The sequence below is a fragment of the Hymenobacter crusticola genome, assembly GCF_002154225.1.
Lineage (GTDB): Bacteria > Bacteroidota > Bacteroidia > Cytophagales > Hymenobacteraceae > Hymenobacter > Hymenobacter crusticola.
The window spans coordinates 86,905-101,689 of the sequence record NZ_MTSE01000009.1 but is presented as its reverse complement, the minus strand read 5'-3'; the positions used below and the strand labels follow the sequence as shown (position 1 = coordinate 101,689).

The window sequence follows — 14,785 nt, the reverse complement described above, 5'->3', positions numbered from 1 at the left end:
TCTGGGTTAGCTAGTGCAGGTAATTGATACCAACCCAATAGTTTACCATGTGCTGCACGGCTTCACTAAACTCCTTATAGGTCACGGGCTTAACGACGTAGCTATTGGCACCGAGCTGGTACGATTGCTCCACATCCTGTAGTTCCTGGGACGAGGTAAATACCACAATCGGCAGCATATCCGCCTCTTGGTTGCCCCGCAGCGCTTCCAGCACCTGGAGTCCGCTCACCTTCGGCAGTTTCAGGTCAAGTAGTAGCAGACGTGGCGGGCGTACTTGACCGGCCAGAAAAGCCAGGGCCTCTTCCCCGTCGCGCACGGCGAGATAGGCCGGCGGGGGAGTGAGCTTACGCAGCGCCCGCTGCACCAGCTCCACGCAGTAGGGGTCATCTTCTACGTGCAAGATATCGACGTTGAGCATCAGAGCAGCTAGGTTAAGGGTGCAGCGGAAGGGTGAAGTAAAAGGTAGCGCCGTGGCCTTCCTGCCCTTCGGCCCAGATGCGGCCGCCATGGTTGGCCACGATGCGGTGGCAAATTGCCAATCCTACGCCGGTGCCGGGCAGGCCTTCGGCGGAAGGCAGGCGCTTGAATACGCCAAACAGCTCGCCCGCGTAGCGCGGATTGAAACCTAGCCCGTTATCGGCAACGAAGTAAATTGTTTCCTGCTCTTGCCGGCGGCACCCCACGGTGATACGCGGTGCTAGTTGGCTGGCCGAAAACTTCACGGCGTTGCTGAGCAGATTAAACCACACCTGCCGGATCAGAGGGCGGTCGGCCCAGGCCTGGCCAAGCGCCCCCACCTCTATGCCTGCCTGGCCCGCTTGGCTCTCAGCTACCTGTGTTACCAGCACCCGCACCAGCTGATCCATATCTACCGGTTCCTTGTGAACGGCCGTACGACCTAGCCTGGAGAATTGCAGCAACGCCTCGATGAGTTCGTGCATGGTGTGGGCACTCTTCAGCACGATGTCCAGCAGCCGGCGGCCCTCTTCATCCAGCGCCAAGGCGTACTCTTCTTCCAAGATGCCGCCGAATGACAGCACCGAGCGCAAGGGCGTTTTCAGGTCGTGCGAAACGGAGTATGAAAAGGCTTCCAAGTCCTGATTTTTCTGCTCGAGCTCGGCGCTGTACTGCTTGATCTGACGACTGGCCGCCGACAATTCTTCTAGCGCCGTGGACAGCTCATCGTTCGTAACCTGGAGGTTCCGATTTAGCTGCTGAAGCTGCTGCTCATACTGAATCCGGTCCGTGATGTCCATCACGGTGCCTTGCAAATGAGTTAGGCCGTCGTGCTGCACGGTTTTTCCCCGGCCTAGCAGGTAGCGCTGGGTTCCATCGGGCAGATTGATACGGTGCTGGGTTTCGTAGGGCAACTGTTCGCGAAAAGACGTCTGGACGGCATTCATGACTAAGTCGCGGTCTTCTGGGTGCAGCGCCTCAAGCAATAATTTTATCGGAGCTCGCTGCCCGGATAAGGCGAGGTCCCAGCCGTAAATCTGGTAAAGCTGGGGCGTGCCAATGAACAGGCCATTAGCATCTAAGTCAAAGCTTCCTACCTTCGCAATGCTTTGAGCCTCATAAAGTTGATCGAGCAAAGTACGCTGCCCTGCCGACAGCTGCGCTAACGCATCGTTCTTGTTCGTTAGCTCGCGTCGGAGCTGCTGCTGACGGTTAATGTCCTGATTGATCGTGTAGGCGGCCAAGGTAAACAGCATCACCAACACGACCACCCCCACTAGGTTCACGGCGTTGTTGAACTGCGCTTCGGCTTTTACCTGGCCCAGCAAGCGGGCTAGCTCCTGCCGCTCGTGTGCTTGCATCTGGGCTATTAGGCGACGTATGGCATCCAGCATCCGTTTGCCTTCGCCACCGATGATCAGCTGCGCGGCCGCACCCGACTGCCCTTGCCGCGTTAGCCGAATTGTTTCGTCTAAGAATGCCTCTTCCGCTCTCACCAGCCTTTGTAGCTGCGGCAAGCGGGCAGCGTGAAAGGGCTTGGGGCGTGCCAATGCAGTCAGTCTGGCTAGCTCCCGCTGCACATTTTGCTGCGCTGCCACATAGGGTTCCAAAAACTGTTCTTGCCGTGTAATCACGTAGCCTCGCTCGCCGGTTTCGGCATCTTTGGCCAGCGACAACACGAGTTCCAACTGATTAACTACGCGCTGCGACTGTTGCACCCGCAACACGGTCTGGATGTAGCGCGTGGTGCTGCGACTGTAGAAATAGCTGGTAATCCCCAGCAGCAACGCCGCCAGCAGAAAACTCAGGTACACTCTTTTCCGCATAGAACTTCTGTATATACAAAGGCCTCTACCCTAGTTTTTGTAGACCGCTACGGACCGTGCCGTCGGCCTTGGAGTACCACCAATGAACGCAGCGCGTTCCAACTGGTTCGGGCGGTAGGAAACAAAGGCTGCGTACCTTTACTAAAACGGCTTCCTACTACAATGCAACCCATCCATCCTGAAATTCTGCTCATTGAAGATAGCGCCCAAGATGCCGAACTTACCTTTCGGGCCTTGAAGGCTAAGATGCCGTCGTTGCAGTACTATCACCTGCGCGATGGGGAGGAAGCGTTGGATTACCTGCTGCGGCAGGGCACTTACCAGGACCAGGCCTACGAGTTGCCCCTGCTTATTCTGCTCGATATGGACTTGCCGAAGATCAAAGGCATGGAGGTCTTGGCAACGCTCAAGGCGGATGCACGTACCAAGGCTATTCCCGTCGTGGTGGTTACCATCTCGACCTCCACGGCTCAGATGCAGGAAGCCTATCAAGCCGGCGCCAACAGCTATATCATCAAGCCAATGAACTTCGTAAAATACTCCCTGAGTATTGCCGAAATTGTGCATTATTGGCTGGTGATTAATGATCTGCCTAATTATTTCAAGCCACCAAACAGCCGCTCCTAGGGTTGGGGTCGCTACTACATCTGCAGTCTAGCTACTACCATGGCGCCGATTCTTGCGATTGGGCCGCATAGCAATGGAACATACCTGTAGCACTCTTCTGGACATCTTACCCGAGGCCATTGCGCGCTACGACCTAGGTTTGCGCCTTACGTTTGCCAACCAACGCTTTGCAACCTTAGCCAAGCAGACTACGCCGATACAGGGCCGAACACTACCCGATTTGTTTGACCCGGCTTCCGTGGCGATGTGGCTGGAAGCCTTGCAACACGTACGCCTCACCGGCGCTTCTACCTGCGTGGAAGTGCAGCTGCCGGCTGGGGCCGAGGCCACCCGCTACTGCCAGGTGGAAGTGCTTCCGGAATGCGCGCCCAGCGGCGAGGTAGTCGGTTTGCTATCCGTGGTGCGCGACATGACGGAGCAGCGCCAGGCCACCGCCGAGCTGATCAGTTCGCGGCAGCTGCTGGCCCAGAAACACGAGGAACTCACGCGCGTAAATGGGCACCTGGAAAACTTCGTGTACACCGCAGCCCACGACCTTCGCTCTCCCGTAGGCAACCTCACCGTGCTGACCAACCTGCTACTGGAACAGCCCCACGCTCCTGAAAGCCAGATGCTGCTGGAACACATGCAGATCTCACTCAAGCAATTAGAGGGCACTATTGCCGACCTGGTCGAGGTGCTGGAAGTACAAAGTACCTTTCAGGTAGTCGTGCATCTGCTCCGGTTGGAAGAGATATGGGCAGAAGTGGCCGCCGAGCTAGCCGCCGAAATTCCCAAAGATGCCACCCTGGATACTGACTTTTCTGCCCTGCCCGAGCTGACGTATATCCGCAGCTACCTCATCAGCATTTTTCGCAACCTGCTCAGCAACGCGCTCAAGTACCGCTATGAGGGCCGGCCTCTGACCGTGTTTATTAAAGCGTGGCGGCAAGGCGATTTTGCGGTGATATCTTTTCAGGATAATGGCATCGGCATTGACCTAGATAGTAAGGGCCACAAGCTGTTTATGCCTTTTTCGCGTCTCACTACGCAGGCTGAGGGCAAAGGCATTGGTTTGCACCTGGTACATAACATTGTGCAAAAAAACGGCGGCCACATCGCCGTGGAAAGCACGCCAGAAACCGGCACCACCTTCACGTGCTTTCTGAAGGAATACGTGTAGCCGCCGGGGGCTTGCTAGTCGCCGGCCCAATAACAGGTTCTGCAACCTAGCCTCGCGCAGCTTGCGCGAAACCTAGCTACGGTTGAGCTTGCCAAGATCCTGCACGGCTCCTGCCGAACTTTCCGGCGCAGCGATGCGTCAGGGATGATGCCTAATACGACCACACTGCTGATCAGCGCCGGCCTTTTGCTGGCACGCCCGATCAGCACCCTGGCTCAAACGACTGACCCGAACGTCGATAACGCCGATACACCCTTCATTCAAAATATCCGCCCCGACCGCCCTGGTCAGACCGTCACCACCAATATGCTCCACCCCGGGCAGGTGCAGCTCGAAACCGGCATCCTGCGCTTCGATCCGACTGATGCAAGCTGGGGCACGCGCCGGACGCTTTCCAGCGCATTGCTCCGGGTAGGCTTTTTCAACCACATCGAGCTACGTGCCAGCCAGGGCTACCTGCATCCTTTGCCAGGCACTTCTGTTTTTAACGAGGCTAATCCGACTGTGGGCCCGGCGGGCTTCACGCCCCTGACAGTGGGCGCCAAGTTTCTGGCCTCCACAAATCAGGATGCTCGCTCCCAGGTAGTGCTGCTCACCGAAATGACGCTGCGCACGGGCGACGCCTCCTTCCTGAACAAGGCCTACGAGCCAGCCATTCGTCTGTTGGTGTCGCAGCAGCTTGGGGCCCGCTATGGACTGGAAGCCAATGTCGGCTTTCGGCAGCGGGGCTTTCAGGCGGCCGATACCAAGCTAGGTCAATACCTCGGCACCCTCGCGCTCAACGGCCCGCTCGGGGGCAACTTTGGATTTTTCACCGAAGCCTACACGACGTGGCAACGTAGCACGCGCTTCCTACCCGGGCTAACGAGCGGTTTGTACTGGCGGCCGCTACCTGGTTTGCGTCTAGATGTAACAGCAGGCCAGCAATTCGGCAACTTAGGTACAGGCTTTACACTGGGTGGAGGCCTGAGCGTGCGGCTGCCTAAGTGAAGAACGCTGGGTGCGATGACGCTTTAACCTTTGCGCTCCAGTAACCACTTTACACACGGAACCCTAGCTTTCATTTTCTTCCGAATGAAGCTAGGGTTCCGTGTGTAAAATAAATAAGCAACTACTTACGGCCGCTGCCCTACCGACTCGGGTGCGATGCGCGTCGGCGTTTGCTGACCCGAGATAATACCGCTGGCACTCTGCGCGATACCTTGGATAACGGCCGTCATGTTAGCTAGGTCAAGGCTTTCTACTTCGTCATCCACGGAATGGTAGAGCTTGTCGGTCGGAATCTGGTCGGTGCTGATGGAGTGGGCCGGTACGCCCAAGCGTGCTAGGGTTGCGTTATCAGAACGGTAGAAAAGGCTTTGCTCCAGGTACGGGTCGGGCTCGAAGCGGAACGCGGTACCTTGCAGGTTCTGTTGAAGCAGCTTGCCAAAGTCCGACCGTTCGTAGCCGGTGATGAAGGCGGTATTCGGACCAAATTGGGCCACTTTGCCGATCATCTCGATGTTGAACATGGCGACTACTTTCGCCGGGTCGAGCTGCTTGGAAAAATACTGGGAGCCAAAGCCGCCGGATTCTTCGGCCGCAAAAGCTACAAATACAAGCGTACGGGCGTTGTCCTTCTTTTTCTTAAAGTACTCTGCCAGCGTAATCACAGCCGTCGTGCCGCTGGCGTCGTCATCGGCCCCATTGGCAATGGAGTCGCCTGCCACAGCAGGTCGCACCCCTAGGTGGTCGTAGTGGCCCGAGAAAACCACCATTTCCGCCGCTTTCGTCTTGTCGCGCCCCGGCAACACCCCCACAACGTTGCGCAGTTGTACCGGTTTGATGATGGTGGTGGCCGTGATGCGGTAAGTAGGGAGCGTAGGCGACGGTGCACTTAGAATGAATACGCTTGCGTAGGGCTCCGGCTTTTCGGCGCGGATAGCATTCTGTCCGAAGTAGTTCGCGAACCGCTGAAAGTACGCCGTGTGTGCTGGGTCAACCAGCACCACCAAGTTCTCATGCGGCTGCAACAAGGGTCGCAACTCCTGCCCTACTTTCGCATCAGGACCAATCACTACGACGCGCGCGACTGGGCTATCCTTGTCTGACCAAGCTAGCTGCGGCACGCCCGAAGCTACCAAAACTCGGTCGGCGGGAACGGGGGCACCGTTCAGCTCTACCTTCGCCTCACCGGAGTGGATGTCGTAGGCAGTGAATACCTGCTCAAAGTTCGTTAGCCCAGTCAAAGGTTGCAGGCCGATCCGTTTGAATTCGCCCGCAATAAACTGCGCGGCTTTGAGGCCGCCCGGCGTGCCGGAAGCCCGGCCTTGCATATCGTCAGCAGCCAGGGTGCGTACTATGTGCTCTACTGAGGCTTGCGTGATCGTAGAGGCGTTGTTTTTAGTCGATTTTGACCGCTGAGCTTGGCTTTGGCCGTATAAGCTGAGCAGGAATGATAAGAGAATCAGTTTCTTCATGGCGCCAAAATAAACCATTCCGCTCATCCTTGGTCAATTACCCAGCTTGTTCCTTATGCTTACGCCTATGCTAGGTCACTTCCTCTCCGCTAGTTTTCTGTTGAGCGCTGCGCTGCTGCTTAGCGCGTGCCAAGCCTCCCAGCCCACCAGCTCGCCCGCGACACCCGATACCACCACTGCGCAAAAGCCGGCAGCTAGCCTACGTAACACGCGTTGGGTGCTGCGCACGCTGGCTGGCACGGCCATTACTACTCCTGAAAATGCCCGCGAAATGTATTTACAGTTCGATGCTGCTGCTGATAAAGTAAGCGGCCAAGCTGCTTGCAACCGGTTCTTCGGGCAGTTCACGCAGCCAGCCCCCGACTCCATTCGCATGAGCAACCTAGGTAGTACCCGCATGGCTTGCGACCGGCTGGCGCTCGAAACACAGTACCTGCAAGTTCTGGGCGCCGCCAAGCGTCTGCGCGTCAGTGGCGACACCTTACGGCTTTATGCGGGGCCAGAAGAGCAGCCTTCTGCGACGTTCGAAGCGGTTTATCTGCGGTAGCTGTGCTTACTTATCTACTGCCTGCAAGAGCGCAACCAAATCAGATTCGGTGCGCGCCGGCCGCTTGCTGGCTTCTTCCTTCAAGGCTGCCGCTAGGTCGGGAGCTACCGTCTGCAAGGCTTTGACATTCAGCTTCACCGGCGTAGCAGACTTGTTGGCTCCCAGAAGATAATACGTGATTTTGTCCCGTATCTCGTCGGCGCGGCGGTCGGTGCTGTAGGCGCCTTTGTAGCTAGCTTTCTGCACTTCCTTGCTGTACTGTTTGAGCAGCGTGTACTTGCCTTGGTGCAGTACTTCCACAAACTCGCGGGATTGGGCCGGCACAGGCGCTTCCAAGAAACGCCGGAACGCGCGCTTCTCGGGCAGTCGATCCGGATCGTGCAGCACGAAGCTAGCTACAGCGTTGTCGTCCAGCAGCAAGGAATCCCCATTGTGCGGGTCCCGCATCAACAGATGCTGCTGGAGCACGTCGTACTTCAAGGGCGTGGCTTCTATTACTTTGTTTTGCCGGGTTGTGATAGTTGCTGACAGCCAGCGCGGTACCACGTACGGCGTGCCGCTTAGCCCTTCGTAGCGGTTGTCCATAGTCATCCCCGCCGACCCTTTCATGATGGAGTTAAGATTTTCCTGAATATTGGGCGAGGTGTACAAATTGTTGTTTTGACAAATTGCTACTTCGGAAATAGCTAGGCCTGCCAAGATGAAGATCAGTTGCTTCATGCCGGGTAAATGACGGTAGGAGTGAATAATAGCGCAGCAACGAACGGCAAGCTGGTTAGCGACTAGCGGTAAAAGGCCAGGCAGCCAATTGACCAGACCGACCGATCAGTTGCTGATTTACTCGTTTGTTCTGTCTAGTTTACTGCCAATACTGCTCGTAAGGAGCGTTAGGGCTTATCGACGACTTGCAGCAGCGCTACGGCGTCTTGCTCCTGCGAGATGCTGCGCTTACGACTTGCTTCCCGTAGCGCAGTGGCTAGCTCGGGTGCGGCAGTTTGCAAGGCTCTAACTTTCAGCTTAACGGGTACCGCCGAGCCGTTCGGACGGGCTAAGTAATAAATAATCTTGTCTTCTATGGCCTTGGGGCTCTCATCGTAGAGGTAAGCGCTGGAGTAGCCAGCGAGTTGCACATCTTTTGTGTAGCGCTTAAGCAGCGTGTATTTGCCCTGGTGCAGCACCTCCACAAACTCCCGCGCCTGCTCCGGCACGGGCGCCTCGGCAAAGCGGCGAAACGCGCGCCGTTCCTGCGGCTGTTCTGGGTCCGTTAGCACAAAGCTAGCAATCAGGGTCTCGTCTACTTGGAGCGAATCGCCTTTCTGCGGATCAAGGACAAGCACACGCTGCCGCAGCACATCATACTTCAGCGGCGTGGCAGGCATCACCGTTTTGCCTTTCGTTGTGATGACGGCTGAGAGCCAGCGCGGCACGACGTAAGGCGACCCACTTACTCCTTTGTAAGGGTTATCGTCGCGCATGGCGTCCAAACTTCTCGTGTATTCATAAATCTTGGACGGGTCCTGTAGGCTATTGGTTTGCGGGTCTGGGCTGGTAATGGAAACAGGAGACTGGCCTAGTGCGAGTTGCGAGACGAGTAACAGACCTGTAGTACAGAATAATAGAGGTTTCATGATAGCGATTGATGGTAGTTTAGAGCCAATATACATTACTTTATAAAGAAAATGGGTGCCTTGGCTCCGCGGCCAAGGCACCCATTCGCCGTAAGGCTAAGTAGCTAGTTTAGGCTAGGGTCAACACGAGGTCATCGGCATTCACTAGTGTTCCTTCACTGAGCTGCACCGCTTCTATTTTGGCATCGTCGGAGGCAGTAATGGTGGTTTCCATTTTCATGGCTTCGATGATGAAAAGCGGCGTGTTGCGCTTCACCTCCTGCCCCGGCACTACCAGCACTTTAGAGAGCATGCCTTGTAGCGGCGCTCCTACTTGCCGCGTGTTGTTCTTATCGACTTTGGAGTTGCGCACGGCCTTCACTTCTACCGACTTGTCGCGCACCTCGAGGTTACGAGTCTGACCGTTGAAGGAGAAGAACAAGGTGCGGTTACCTTCATCGTTCACCTCGCCAATGGAACGCAGCTTGATAATGATGGACTTTCCGCGGGCGATGTCGATAATAGTTTCCTGGCCCGGCTGCAAGCCATAGAAGAACACTCGCGTGGGCACCGGCGACACGTCGCCGAACTCTTGCACGTGCGCCCAATATTGCTCAAACACCTTGGGGTACAGTAGGTAGGAAAGCAGATCGGTGAACTTCACTCCCTCCCCAAACTTCTCCTGAAACTTCTTCCATTCGCCGTCGAAGTCGATGGGCGCGAGGTGTTCGTTGGGGCGGTCGGTGAAGGGCTGCTCGCCTTTTAGGATAACGCGTTGCACGTCGGCGGGCCAACCGCCTTCCGGCTGCCCAATGTCGCCCCGGAACAGGCTTACTACGGACTCTGGGAAATTAAGCGACTCGCCCCGCTCCAGCACATCCTGCGTGGTGAGGTTGTTGGTGACCAGGTACAACGCCATGTCGCCCACTACTTTCGAAGAGGGCGTAACTTTAATGATGTCGCCGAAGAGGTAGTTGACGTCGGTGAAGGTTTTCTTCACTTCCTCAAACCGCTCGCCCAAACCTAGGGCTACCGCTTGCGGCCGCAAGTTGGAGTACTGCCCCCCCGGAATTTCGTGCTGAAATACTTCCGAGGTTCCTGCCTTCAGGCCCGACTCAAATGGGTAGTAGTACTCGCGCACCGTTTCCCAGTAGTTCGAGAACTGGTTTAGGCTTTCCTGGTTGAACTCCCGGTGGCGCGGCGTATGGCGGAACATCTCCACCACCGAGTTGAAGTTGGGCTGCGAGGTGAGCCCCGACATGGAACCTAGGGCCACGTCGATGACATTGACACCCGCTTCCGCCGCCTTCATGTAGGTGGCGGCCTGCAACGATGACGTATCGTGGGTGTGCAAGTGGATTGGAATCTTGACCGTATCGAGCAGGCCCGAAACTAACTCACTGGCGGCGTAGGGCTTAAGCAAGCCGGCCATGTCTTTGATGCACAGAATATGCGCTCCAGCGTCTTCCAGTTGTTTGGCCAGGCGCAGGTAATAGTCGAGGTTGTATTTGCCGTGCGCTTTGGGGTCTAGGATGTCGCCGGTGTAGCAGATACTTGCTTCGGCTAGGGCTTTGGTTTTGTTGCGCACGAAGCCAATGCAGGCATCCATACCCTTCATCCAGTTCAGCGAATCGAAGATGCGGAACACGTCGATGCCCGTTTCCCAGGCCTGCTCCACAAACCGCTCGATGAGGTTATCGGGGTACGCTTTGTAGCCGACCCCATTAGCCCCGCGAATCAACATTTGCAGCAAAATGTTCGGAATAGCTGCCCGCAGCTTACTTAGCCGCTCCCACGGATCTTCGTGCAAAAAGCGCAACGCCACGTCGAAGGTGGCACCACCCCACACTTCCATCGAGAAGGTTTGGGGGTGCATTTTGGCGTAGCGCTCGGCTACCTTCATCATGTCGAAGGTACGCATCCGGGTAGCCAGCAGGCTCTGATGAGCGTCGCGCAGCGTGGTGTCGGTGTAGTGGATCAGCGGCTCGTTGCGCAACCACTTCGAGAACTCCTCCGGACCTAGCTCGGTCAACTTATCCTTGGTACCCGGCGTGTAGGGCGCAGCCGGGTCGTAGTCGGGCCGAATAGCGCGGCGAAACTCCCGGTTCGGGTCCACGAGGTCTTTCACGTCGGGGTTGCCATTCACCACGATTTCGCTCACGAAGTTGAGCACCTTCGAGCCGCGGTCTTGCCGCACCTTGAACTTGAAGAGTTCGGAGTGGTCCTTGATAAAGTCCACGTTGGCCTGGCCACTCACAAACTCGGGGTGCGAGATGATATTTTGCAGGAACTGGATGTTGGTGTGCACCCCGCGAATACGGAATTCATCCAGCGTCCGCGCCATGCGTGAGGCGGCGTTGGCCAGCGTGCGCGCCTGCGCCGATACCTTCACCAGCAGCGAGTCGAAGAAGGGCAAAATCTTAGCCCCCTGATACACCGAGCCTTGGTCCAGACGAATACCAAAACCACCCGCCGAGCGGTAGGCAATGATGGTACCATAGTCGGGTTTGAAATCTTCCTCGGGGTTCTCGGTAGTAATGCGGCACTGGATGGCCACCCCGATCTTCGGCGGCTTCACGTCCGGGCCTAGGTTGATTTCGGGGTCAGTTAGTCGGCCGCCGTCGGCGATGTAGATCTGCGTTTTGATCAGGTCGATGCCGGTAATCATCTCCGTCACTGTGTGCTCCACCTGGATGCGCGGGTTCACTTCGATGAAGTAGATGCGGTCTTCCTCGGGGTTCACCAAGAACTCGACCGTACCGACGTTGTTGTAGTTCACGGCCTTTCCCAGCTTCAGCGCGTACTCGTAGAGCTTCTCGCGCAGGTGGTCGGGCAGGTTGATGGCGGGCGCCACTTCCACCACTTTCTGGAAGCGCCGCTGCACCGAGCAGTCGCGCTCGTAGAGGTGCACAATGTTGCCGTAGCTGTCGGCCACCAGCTGCACCTCAATGTGCTTGGGCTTCTCCACAAACTTCTCCAGAAACACGGTATCGTCACCGAAGGCTTTTTTGGCCTCGTTGCGCGCTTCGAAAAAGCCTTTTTCTAATTGCTCATCATCCCGAATCACGCGCATACCGCGGCCACCGCCGCCGGAAGCCGCCTTCAGCATAACCGGGTACCCAATGCGGTGCGCCTCTTCCGTGGCAATCTCGAAGCTGGTGAGGTCTTGCACGCTGCTCTCGATGATGGGCACCTCGCACTCCACGGCCACTCGCTTGGCCGCTACTTTGTCGCCAAGCGCTTCCATTACCTCGGGGCGGGGCCCTACAAACACGATACCTTCCTCGGCGCAGCGGCGCGCAAAGGTGGCATTCTCGCTCAGAAAACCGTAGCCAGGATGAATCGCATTGACGCCATTTTCCTTGGCCGTCCGCAGAATTTCCTCGATGTCGAGGTAAGGTTTCAGCGGTTCCTCGTCGCGCCCGATTTGATAAGCTTCATCGGCTTTATAGCGGTGCAGCGAGTAGCGGTCCTCGTAGGTGTACACGGCGACGGTGGCGATACCTAGCTCGCTCGCGGCGCGTAGTACGCGAATGGCAATTTCGCCCCGGTTGGCGACGAGCAATTTGCGAATGTTCATAGAGGGTTTTGGCAAAAAAGTCTATTGTGGCGTAAGCTACTAAAGCACACCAAAGCGACCAACTTTAAGCGAAATTCTCCTATTAAATCGGCCAAAACGTTAGCTATTTTTCAAAATAAGGAGCGAATTACACGAAAACTCGAAGTAAAACTGCATCATTTCAAACAAAGGCTTCATTCTCACTCGTCGCTCTGCGCCATGCGCTAGTGTGCCACAGCACGCGCGGGTTTACCCACCTGCCCCACAAACCTTAGTTGAACAGTGGAGTTGTAGGTACAACTCCACTACCGCTCTCACCCTATGGACTTTTCGAATCAGAACATACTCGTTGTTGGTGCTTCCTCTGGCATTGGCCTAGCTACCACGGAGCTGCTCCACCAGATAGGCTACCGTTTGTTCACTGCCTCCCGTCACCTGTCGCCCGAGCTAGCTGCTTTGCAGACGACGCATATGGAGCTGGACGTCACGCAACCGTTAGCCCCCACGGTGTTCGACGCATTGCCCGAGGTGCTGCACGGTGTGGTATATTGCCCCGGCAGCATCAAGCTCCGGCCCTTCGAGCGTATTGCATTAGACGATTTTCGGGCTGACTTTGAGTTGAACGTGCTCGGTGCCGTGCAGGTCTTGCAACCGTTGATAAAGCGCCTGAAGAAAGCCAACGGTGCCTCTATCGTCTTATTCAGCACTGTGGCGGCGGGTACCGGCATGAGCTTTCACTCCAGTATTGCGACGGCAAAAGGCGCCATTGAAGGCCTAACCCGCGCTTTGGCAGCCGAATACGCAGCTAGCAACATTCGGGTGAATGCCGTTGCGCCTTCCCTAACGGACACTCCCCTAGCGGCGTCCCTGCTCAATACGCCTGAGAAAGCTGAAGCAGGCGCCAAGCGCCACCCTTTGCAGCGGATCGGTCAGCCGCAGGATCTAGCGTATGCGGCCTCGTTTCTGCTCTCGGCCCATAGCTCCTTTATCACCGGCCAGATTTTGCCCGTCGACGGTGGTATGTCGCGCCTTAAATAGTGGTTTTGCTGTCCGCAGCCGACAACCGGTCGGCTGCCTAGGGCGTAGGACCGACAGGTGCACTCAGGCTTCATAACTTCCCTAGCTCCTATCCCACCTATTTCTATGGCTAAGATCACCCTCTTTTGGCATCGCCGCGACTTGCGCCAGCACGATAATGCGGGCTTGGCGGCTGCGCTACAATCGGGTTACCCCGTTGTGCCCCTGTTCATCTACGACCGCGAAATTCTGGATCAGCTGCCGAGCCGGCGCGATGCCCGCGTGACCTTTATTTACAACGAAGTAGAGCGGCTAGCCAGCCAAACGGACCAAGCCGGTGGCACTTACCTAGCCTACTACGGTCGGCCGGCGGAGGTATTTGCGGCGCTACTGCGCGAGCACGAGGTAGCGGCCGTGTATACCAACGAGGACTACGAGCCCTACGCCGCAGTGCGCGACGCGGAAGTGACTGAGCTATGCCGCCAGCACGGCGCGGAGTTCAAAGCGCTCAAAGACCAGGTGATTTTTGCCAAAAACGAGATCTTAACCAAGAGCGGCGCTCCGCCCAAAAACTTCAGCGCCTACCGCGACTCGTGGCTGGGTGCGCTACGCGATGAGCACCTGCAACCGTACCCTTCCACCGAGCTTTTCACGTCGGCTAACTTAGTGCCTCTGCCTCAGGCGCCTGCTCGGCCAACGTTGGAAAGCATGGGCTTCGAGCCTTACGAGCAATTTGTGCCCGCCGCCGAACTGCCCACCGATGACCTGGTGCGCAACTACCACAAAACCCGTGACCAACCTAGCTTAGTGAACAGCAGCACGCGCCGCTCGGTGCATCTGCGTTTCGGCACGTTGAGCGTACGCCAACTCATGCGACAAGCCAAGGAGCTGAACCCCAAGCTGCTGGCGGAGCTCGTATGGCGCGACTTCTTTATGATGCTGCTTTGGCATTATCCGTTCACGGCCACCGAGAGCTACAACCCGCGCTTGCGCAATGTACCTTACCGCAACAATGAAGAGGAGTTTCGGGCGTGGTGCGAAGGCCGCACGGGCTACCCGCTGGTAGATGCCGGCATGCGCGAGCTAAACGAAACCGGCTATATGCCCAACCGCATCCGCATTGCGGCGGCAGGCTTTTTGGTGAAGCACTTGCTCATCGACTGGCGTTGGGGCGACCGGTACTTTGCCGACAAGCTGCTCGATTATGATATGGCTCAAAACGTAGGTAACTGGCAATGGATGGCCGGTACGGGCGCCGTGGCCGCACCGTGGTTTCGGGTGTATAGCCCGCAGAGCCAGCAGGAGAAGTACGATGCCGACCTAGCCTACGTGAAGAAGTGGGTGCCCGAGCTAGGTACTGCCGCTTATCCCACTCCCATCGTCGATCATCCTTTCGCCCGCCAACGCGCTATTGACAGCCTACGGGCGGCTTACCAAGAGGCTGCTACCTAGGTAGCCTGTGCTAGGCGGAATAGCCGTAGCTAGGCTAGGTCCACACTGGAAGATTTGCATGGATTACGTGCAG

Annotated in this window: 12 protein-coding genes; 6 read left to right on the top strand and 6 right to left on the bottom strand. The window is 56.8% G+C overall.

Annotation, left to right across the window (positions count from 1 at the left end; all coding sequences use genetic code 11):
• Positions 1 to 10 precede the first annotated feature (10 nt).
• Both BXP70_RS17140 and BXP70_RS17135 read right to left on the bottom strand, forming a co-directional pair.
• The gene (locus tag BXP70_RS17140; RefSeq protein ID WP_086595334.1) at positions 11 to 418 is read right to left on the bottom strand and encodes a response regulator; all 408 of its coding nucleotides are present in this window, start codon (positions 416 to 418) and stop codon (positions 11 to 13) included.
• A gap of 13 nt (positions 419 to 431) precedes the next feature.
• Positions 432 to 2,282 (bottom strand): sensor histidine kinase, encoded by a 1,851-nt coding sequence (locus BXP70_RS17135; RefSeq protein ID WP_086595333.1) that lies wholly within the window; start codon positions 2,280 to 2,282, stop codon positions 432 to 434.
• Positions 2,283 to 2,444: 162 nt separating this feature from the next.
• Between BXP70_RS17135 and BXP70_RS17130 the strand changes: the two genes are divergently transcribed.
• From BXP70_RS17130 to BXP70_RS17120, 3 genes are all read left to right on the top strand, one after another.
• Positions 2,445 to 2,909: a response regulator gene (locus BXP70_RS17130; protein WP_086595332.1), complete on the top strand. Its 465-nt coding sequence runs from the start codon at positions 2,445 to 2,447 to the stop codon at positions 2,907 to 2,909.
• Positions 2,910 to 2,982: 73 nt separating this feature from the next.
• A complete protein-coding gene (locus BXP70_RS17125; protein ID WP_086595331.1) occupies positions 2,983 to 4,071 on the top strand; it encodes a PAS domain-containing sensor histidine kinase in 1,089 nt (362 codons plus the stop codon).
• A 144-nt stretch (positions 4,072 to 4,215) separates the two neighbouring features.
• On the top strand, positions 4,216 to 5,061 hold the full coding sequence (locus BXP70_RS17120; RefSeq protein ID WP_086595330.1) for a transporter: 846 nt from the start codon (positions 4,216 to 4,218) through the stop codon (positions 5,059 to 5,061).
• A 125-nt stretch (positions 5,062 to 5,186) separates the two neighbouring features.
• Here BXP70_RS17120 and BXP70_RS17115 read toward each other — a convergent pair whose 3' ends face one another.
• Positions 5,187 to 6,530, bottom strand: coding sequence for a M20/M25/M40 family metallo-hydrolase (locus BXP70_RS17115; RefSeq protein ID WP_086595438.1), 1,344 nt, complete (start codon positions 6,528 to 6,530; stop codon positions 5,187 to 5,189).
• 55 nt (positions 6,531 to 6,585) lie between these two features.
• On the opposite strand from BXP70_RS17115, the gene BXP70_RS17110 reads away from it, so the two are divergent.
• Positions 6,586 to 7,077: an META domain-containing protein gene (locus BXP70_RS17110; RefSeq protein WP_086595329.1), complete on the top strand. Its 492-nt coding sequence runs from the start codon at positions 6,586 to 6,588 to the stop codon at positions 7,075 to 7,077.
• 6 nt (positions 7,078 to 7,083) lie between these two features.
• Here the strand turns inward: BXP70_RS17110 and BXP70_RS17105 are convergent, their stop codons facing one another.
• From BXP70_RS17105 to BXP70_RS17095, 3 genes are all read right to left on the bottom strand, one after another.
• Positions 7,084 to 7,797, bottom strand: a complete 714-nt coding sequence (locus BXP70_RS17105; protein ID WP_086595328.1) for a hypothetical protein — start codon at positions 7,795 to 7,797, stop codon at positions 7,084 to 7,086.
• Positions 7,798 to 7,964: 167 nt separating this feature from the next.
• Positions 7,965 to 8,705: a hypothetical protein gene (locus tag BXP70_RS17100; RefSeq protein WP_143436546.1), complete on the bottom strand. Its 741-nt coding sequence runs from the start codon at positions 8,703 to 8,705 to the stop codon at positions 7,965 to 7,967.
• Positions 8,706 to 8,814: 109 nt separating this feature from the next.
• Positions 8,815 to 12,264 (bottom strand): pyruvate carboxylase, encoded by a 3,450-nt coding sequence (locus BXP70_RS17095; RefSeq protein WP_086595326.1) that lies wholly within the window; start codon positions 12,262 to 12,264, stop codon positions 8,815 to 8,817.
• Positions 12,265 to 12,564: 300 nt separating this feature from the next.
• On the opposite strand from BXP70_RS17095, the gene BXP70_RS17090 reads away from it, so the two are divergent.
• Both BXP70_RS17090 and BXP70_RS17085 read left to right on the top strand, forming a co-directional pair.
• Positions 12,565 to 13,281 carry an SDR family NAD(P)-dependent oxidoreductase gene (locus BXP70_RS17090; protein ID WP_086595325.1) on the top strand — a complete coding sequence of 239 codons (717 nt, stop codon included), beginning with the start codon at positions 12,565 to 12,567 and terminating at the stop codon, positions 13,279 to 13,281.
• Between the two features lie 105 nt (positions 13,282 to 13,386).
• Positions 13,387 to 14,712: a cryptochrome/photolyase family protein gene (locus tag BXP70_RS17085; RefSeq protein ID WP_086595324.1), complete on the top strand. Its 1,326-nt coding sequence runs from the start codon at positions 13,387 to 13,389 to the stop codon at positions 14,710 to 14,712.
• Positions 14,713 to 14,785 lie beyond the last annotated feature (73 nt).

Coding starts and splice junctions, on each gene's coding strand:
- BXP70_RS17140 (WP_086595334.1), bottom strand. CDS start 418: ATGCTCAACGTCGATATCTTGCACGTAGAAGATGACCCCTACTGCGTG.
- BXP70_RS17135 (WP_086595333.1), bottom strand. CDS start 2,282: ATGCGGAAAAGAGTGTACCTGAGTTTTCTGCTGGCGGCGTTGCTGCTG.
- BXP70_RS17105 (WP_086595328.1), bottom strand. CDS start 7,797: ATGAAGCAACTGATCTTCATCTTGGCAGGCCTAGCTATTTCCGAAGTA.
- BXP70_RS17085 (WP_086595324.1), top strand. CDS start 13,387: ATGGCTAAGATCACCCTCTTTTGGCATCGCCGCGACTTGCGCCAGCAC.
- BXP70_RS17115 (WP_086595438.1), bottom strand. CDS start 6,530: ATGAAGAAACTGATTCTCTTATCATTCCTGCTCAGCTTATACGGCCAA.
- BXP70_RS17090 (WP_086595325.1), top strand. CDS start 12,565: ATGGACTTTTCGAATCAGAACATACTCGTTGTTGGTGCTTCCTCTGGC.
- BXP70_RS17110 (WP_086595329.1), top strand. CDS start 6,586: ATGCTTACGCCTATGCTAGGTCACTTCCTCTCCGCTAGTTTTCTGTTG.
- BXP70_RS17125 (WP_086595331.1), top strand. CDS start 2,983: ATGGAACATACCTGTAGCACTCTTCTGGACATCTTACCCGAGGCCATT.
- BXP70_RS17100 (WP_143436546.1), bottom strand. CDS start 8,705: ATGAAACCTCTATTATTCTGTACTACAGGTCTGTTACTCGTCTCGCAA.
- BXP70_RS17130 (WP_086595332.1), top strand. CDS start 2,445: ATGCAACCCATCCATCCTGAAATTCTGCTCATTGAAGATAGCGCCCAA.
- BXP70_RS17095 (WP_086595326.1), bottom strand. CDS start 12,264: ATGAACATTCGCAAATTGCTCGTCGCCAACCGGGGCGAAATTGCCATT.
- BXP70_RS17120 (WP_086595330.1), top strand. CDS start 4,216: ATGATGCCTAATACGACCACACTGCTGATCAGCGCCGGCCTTTTGCTG.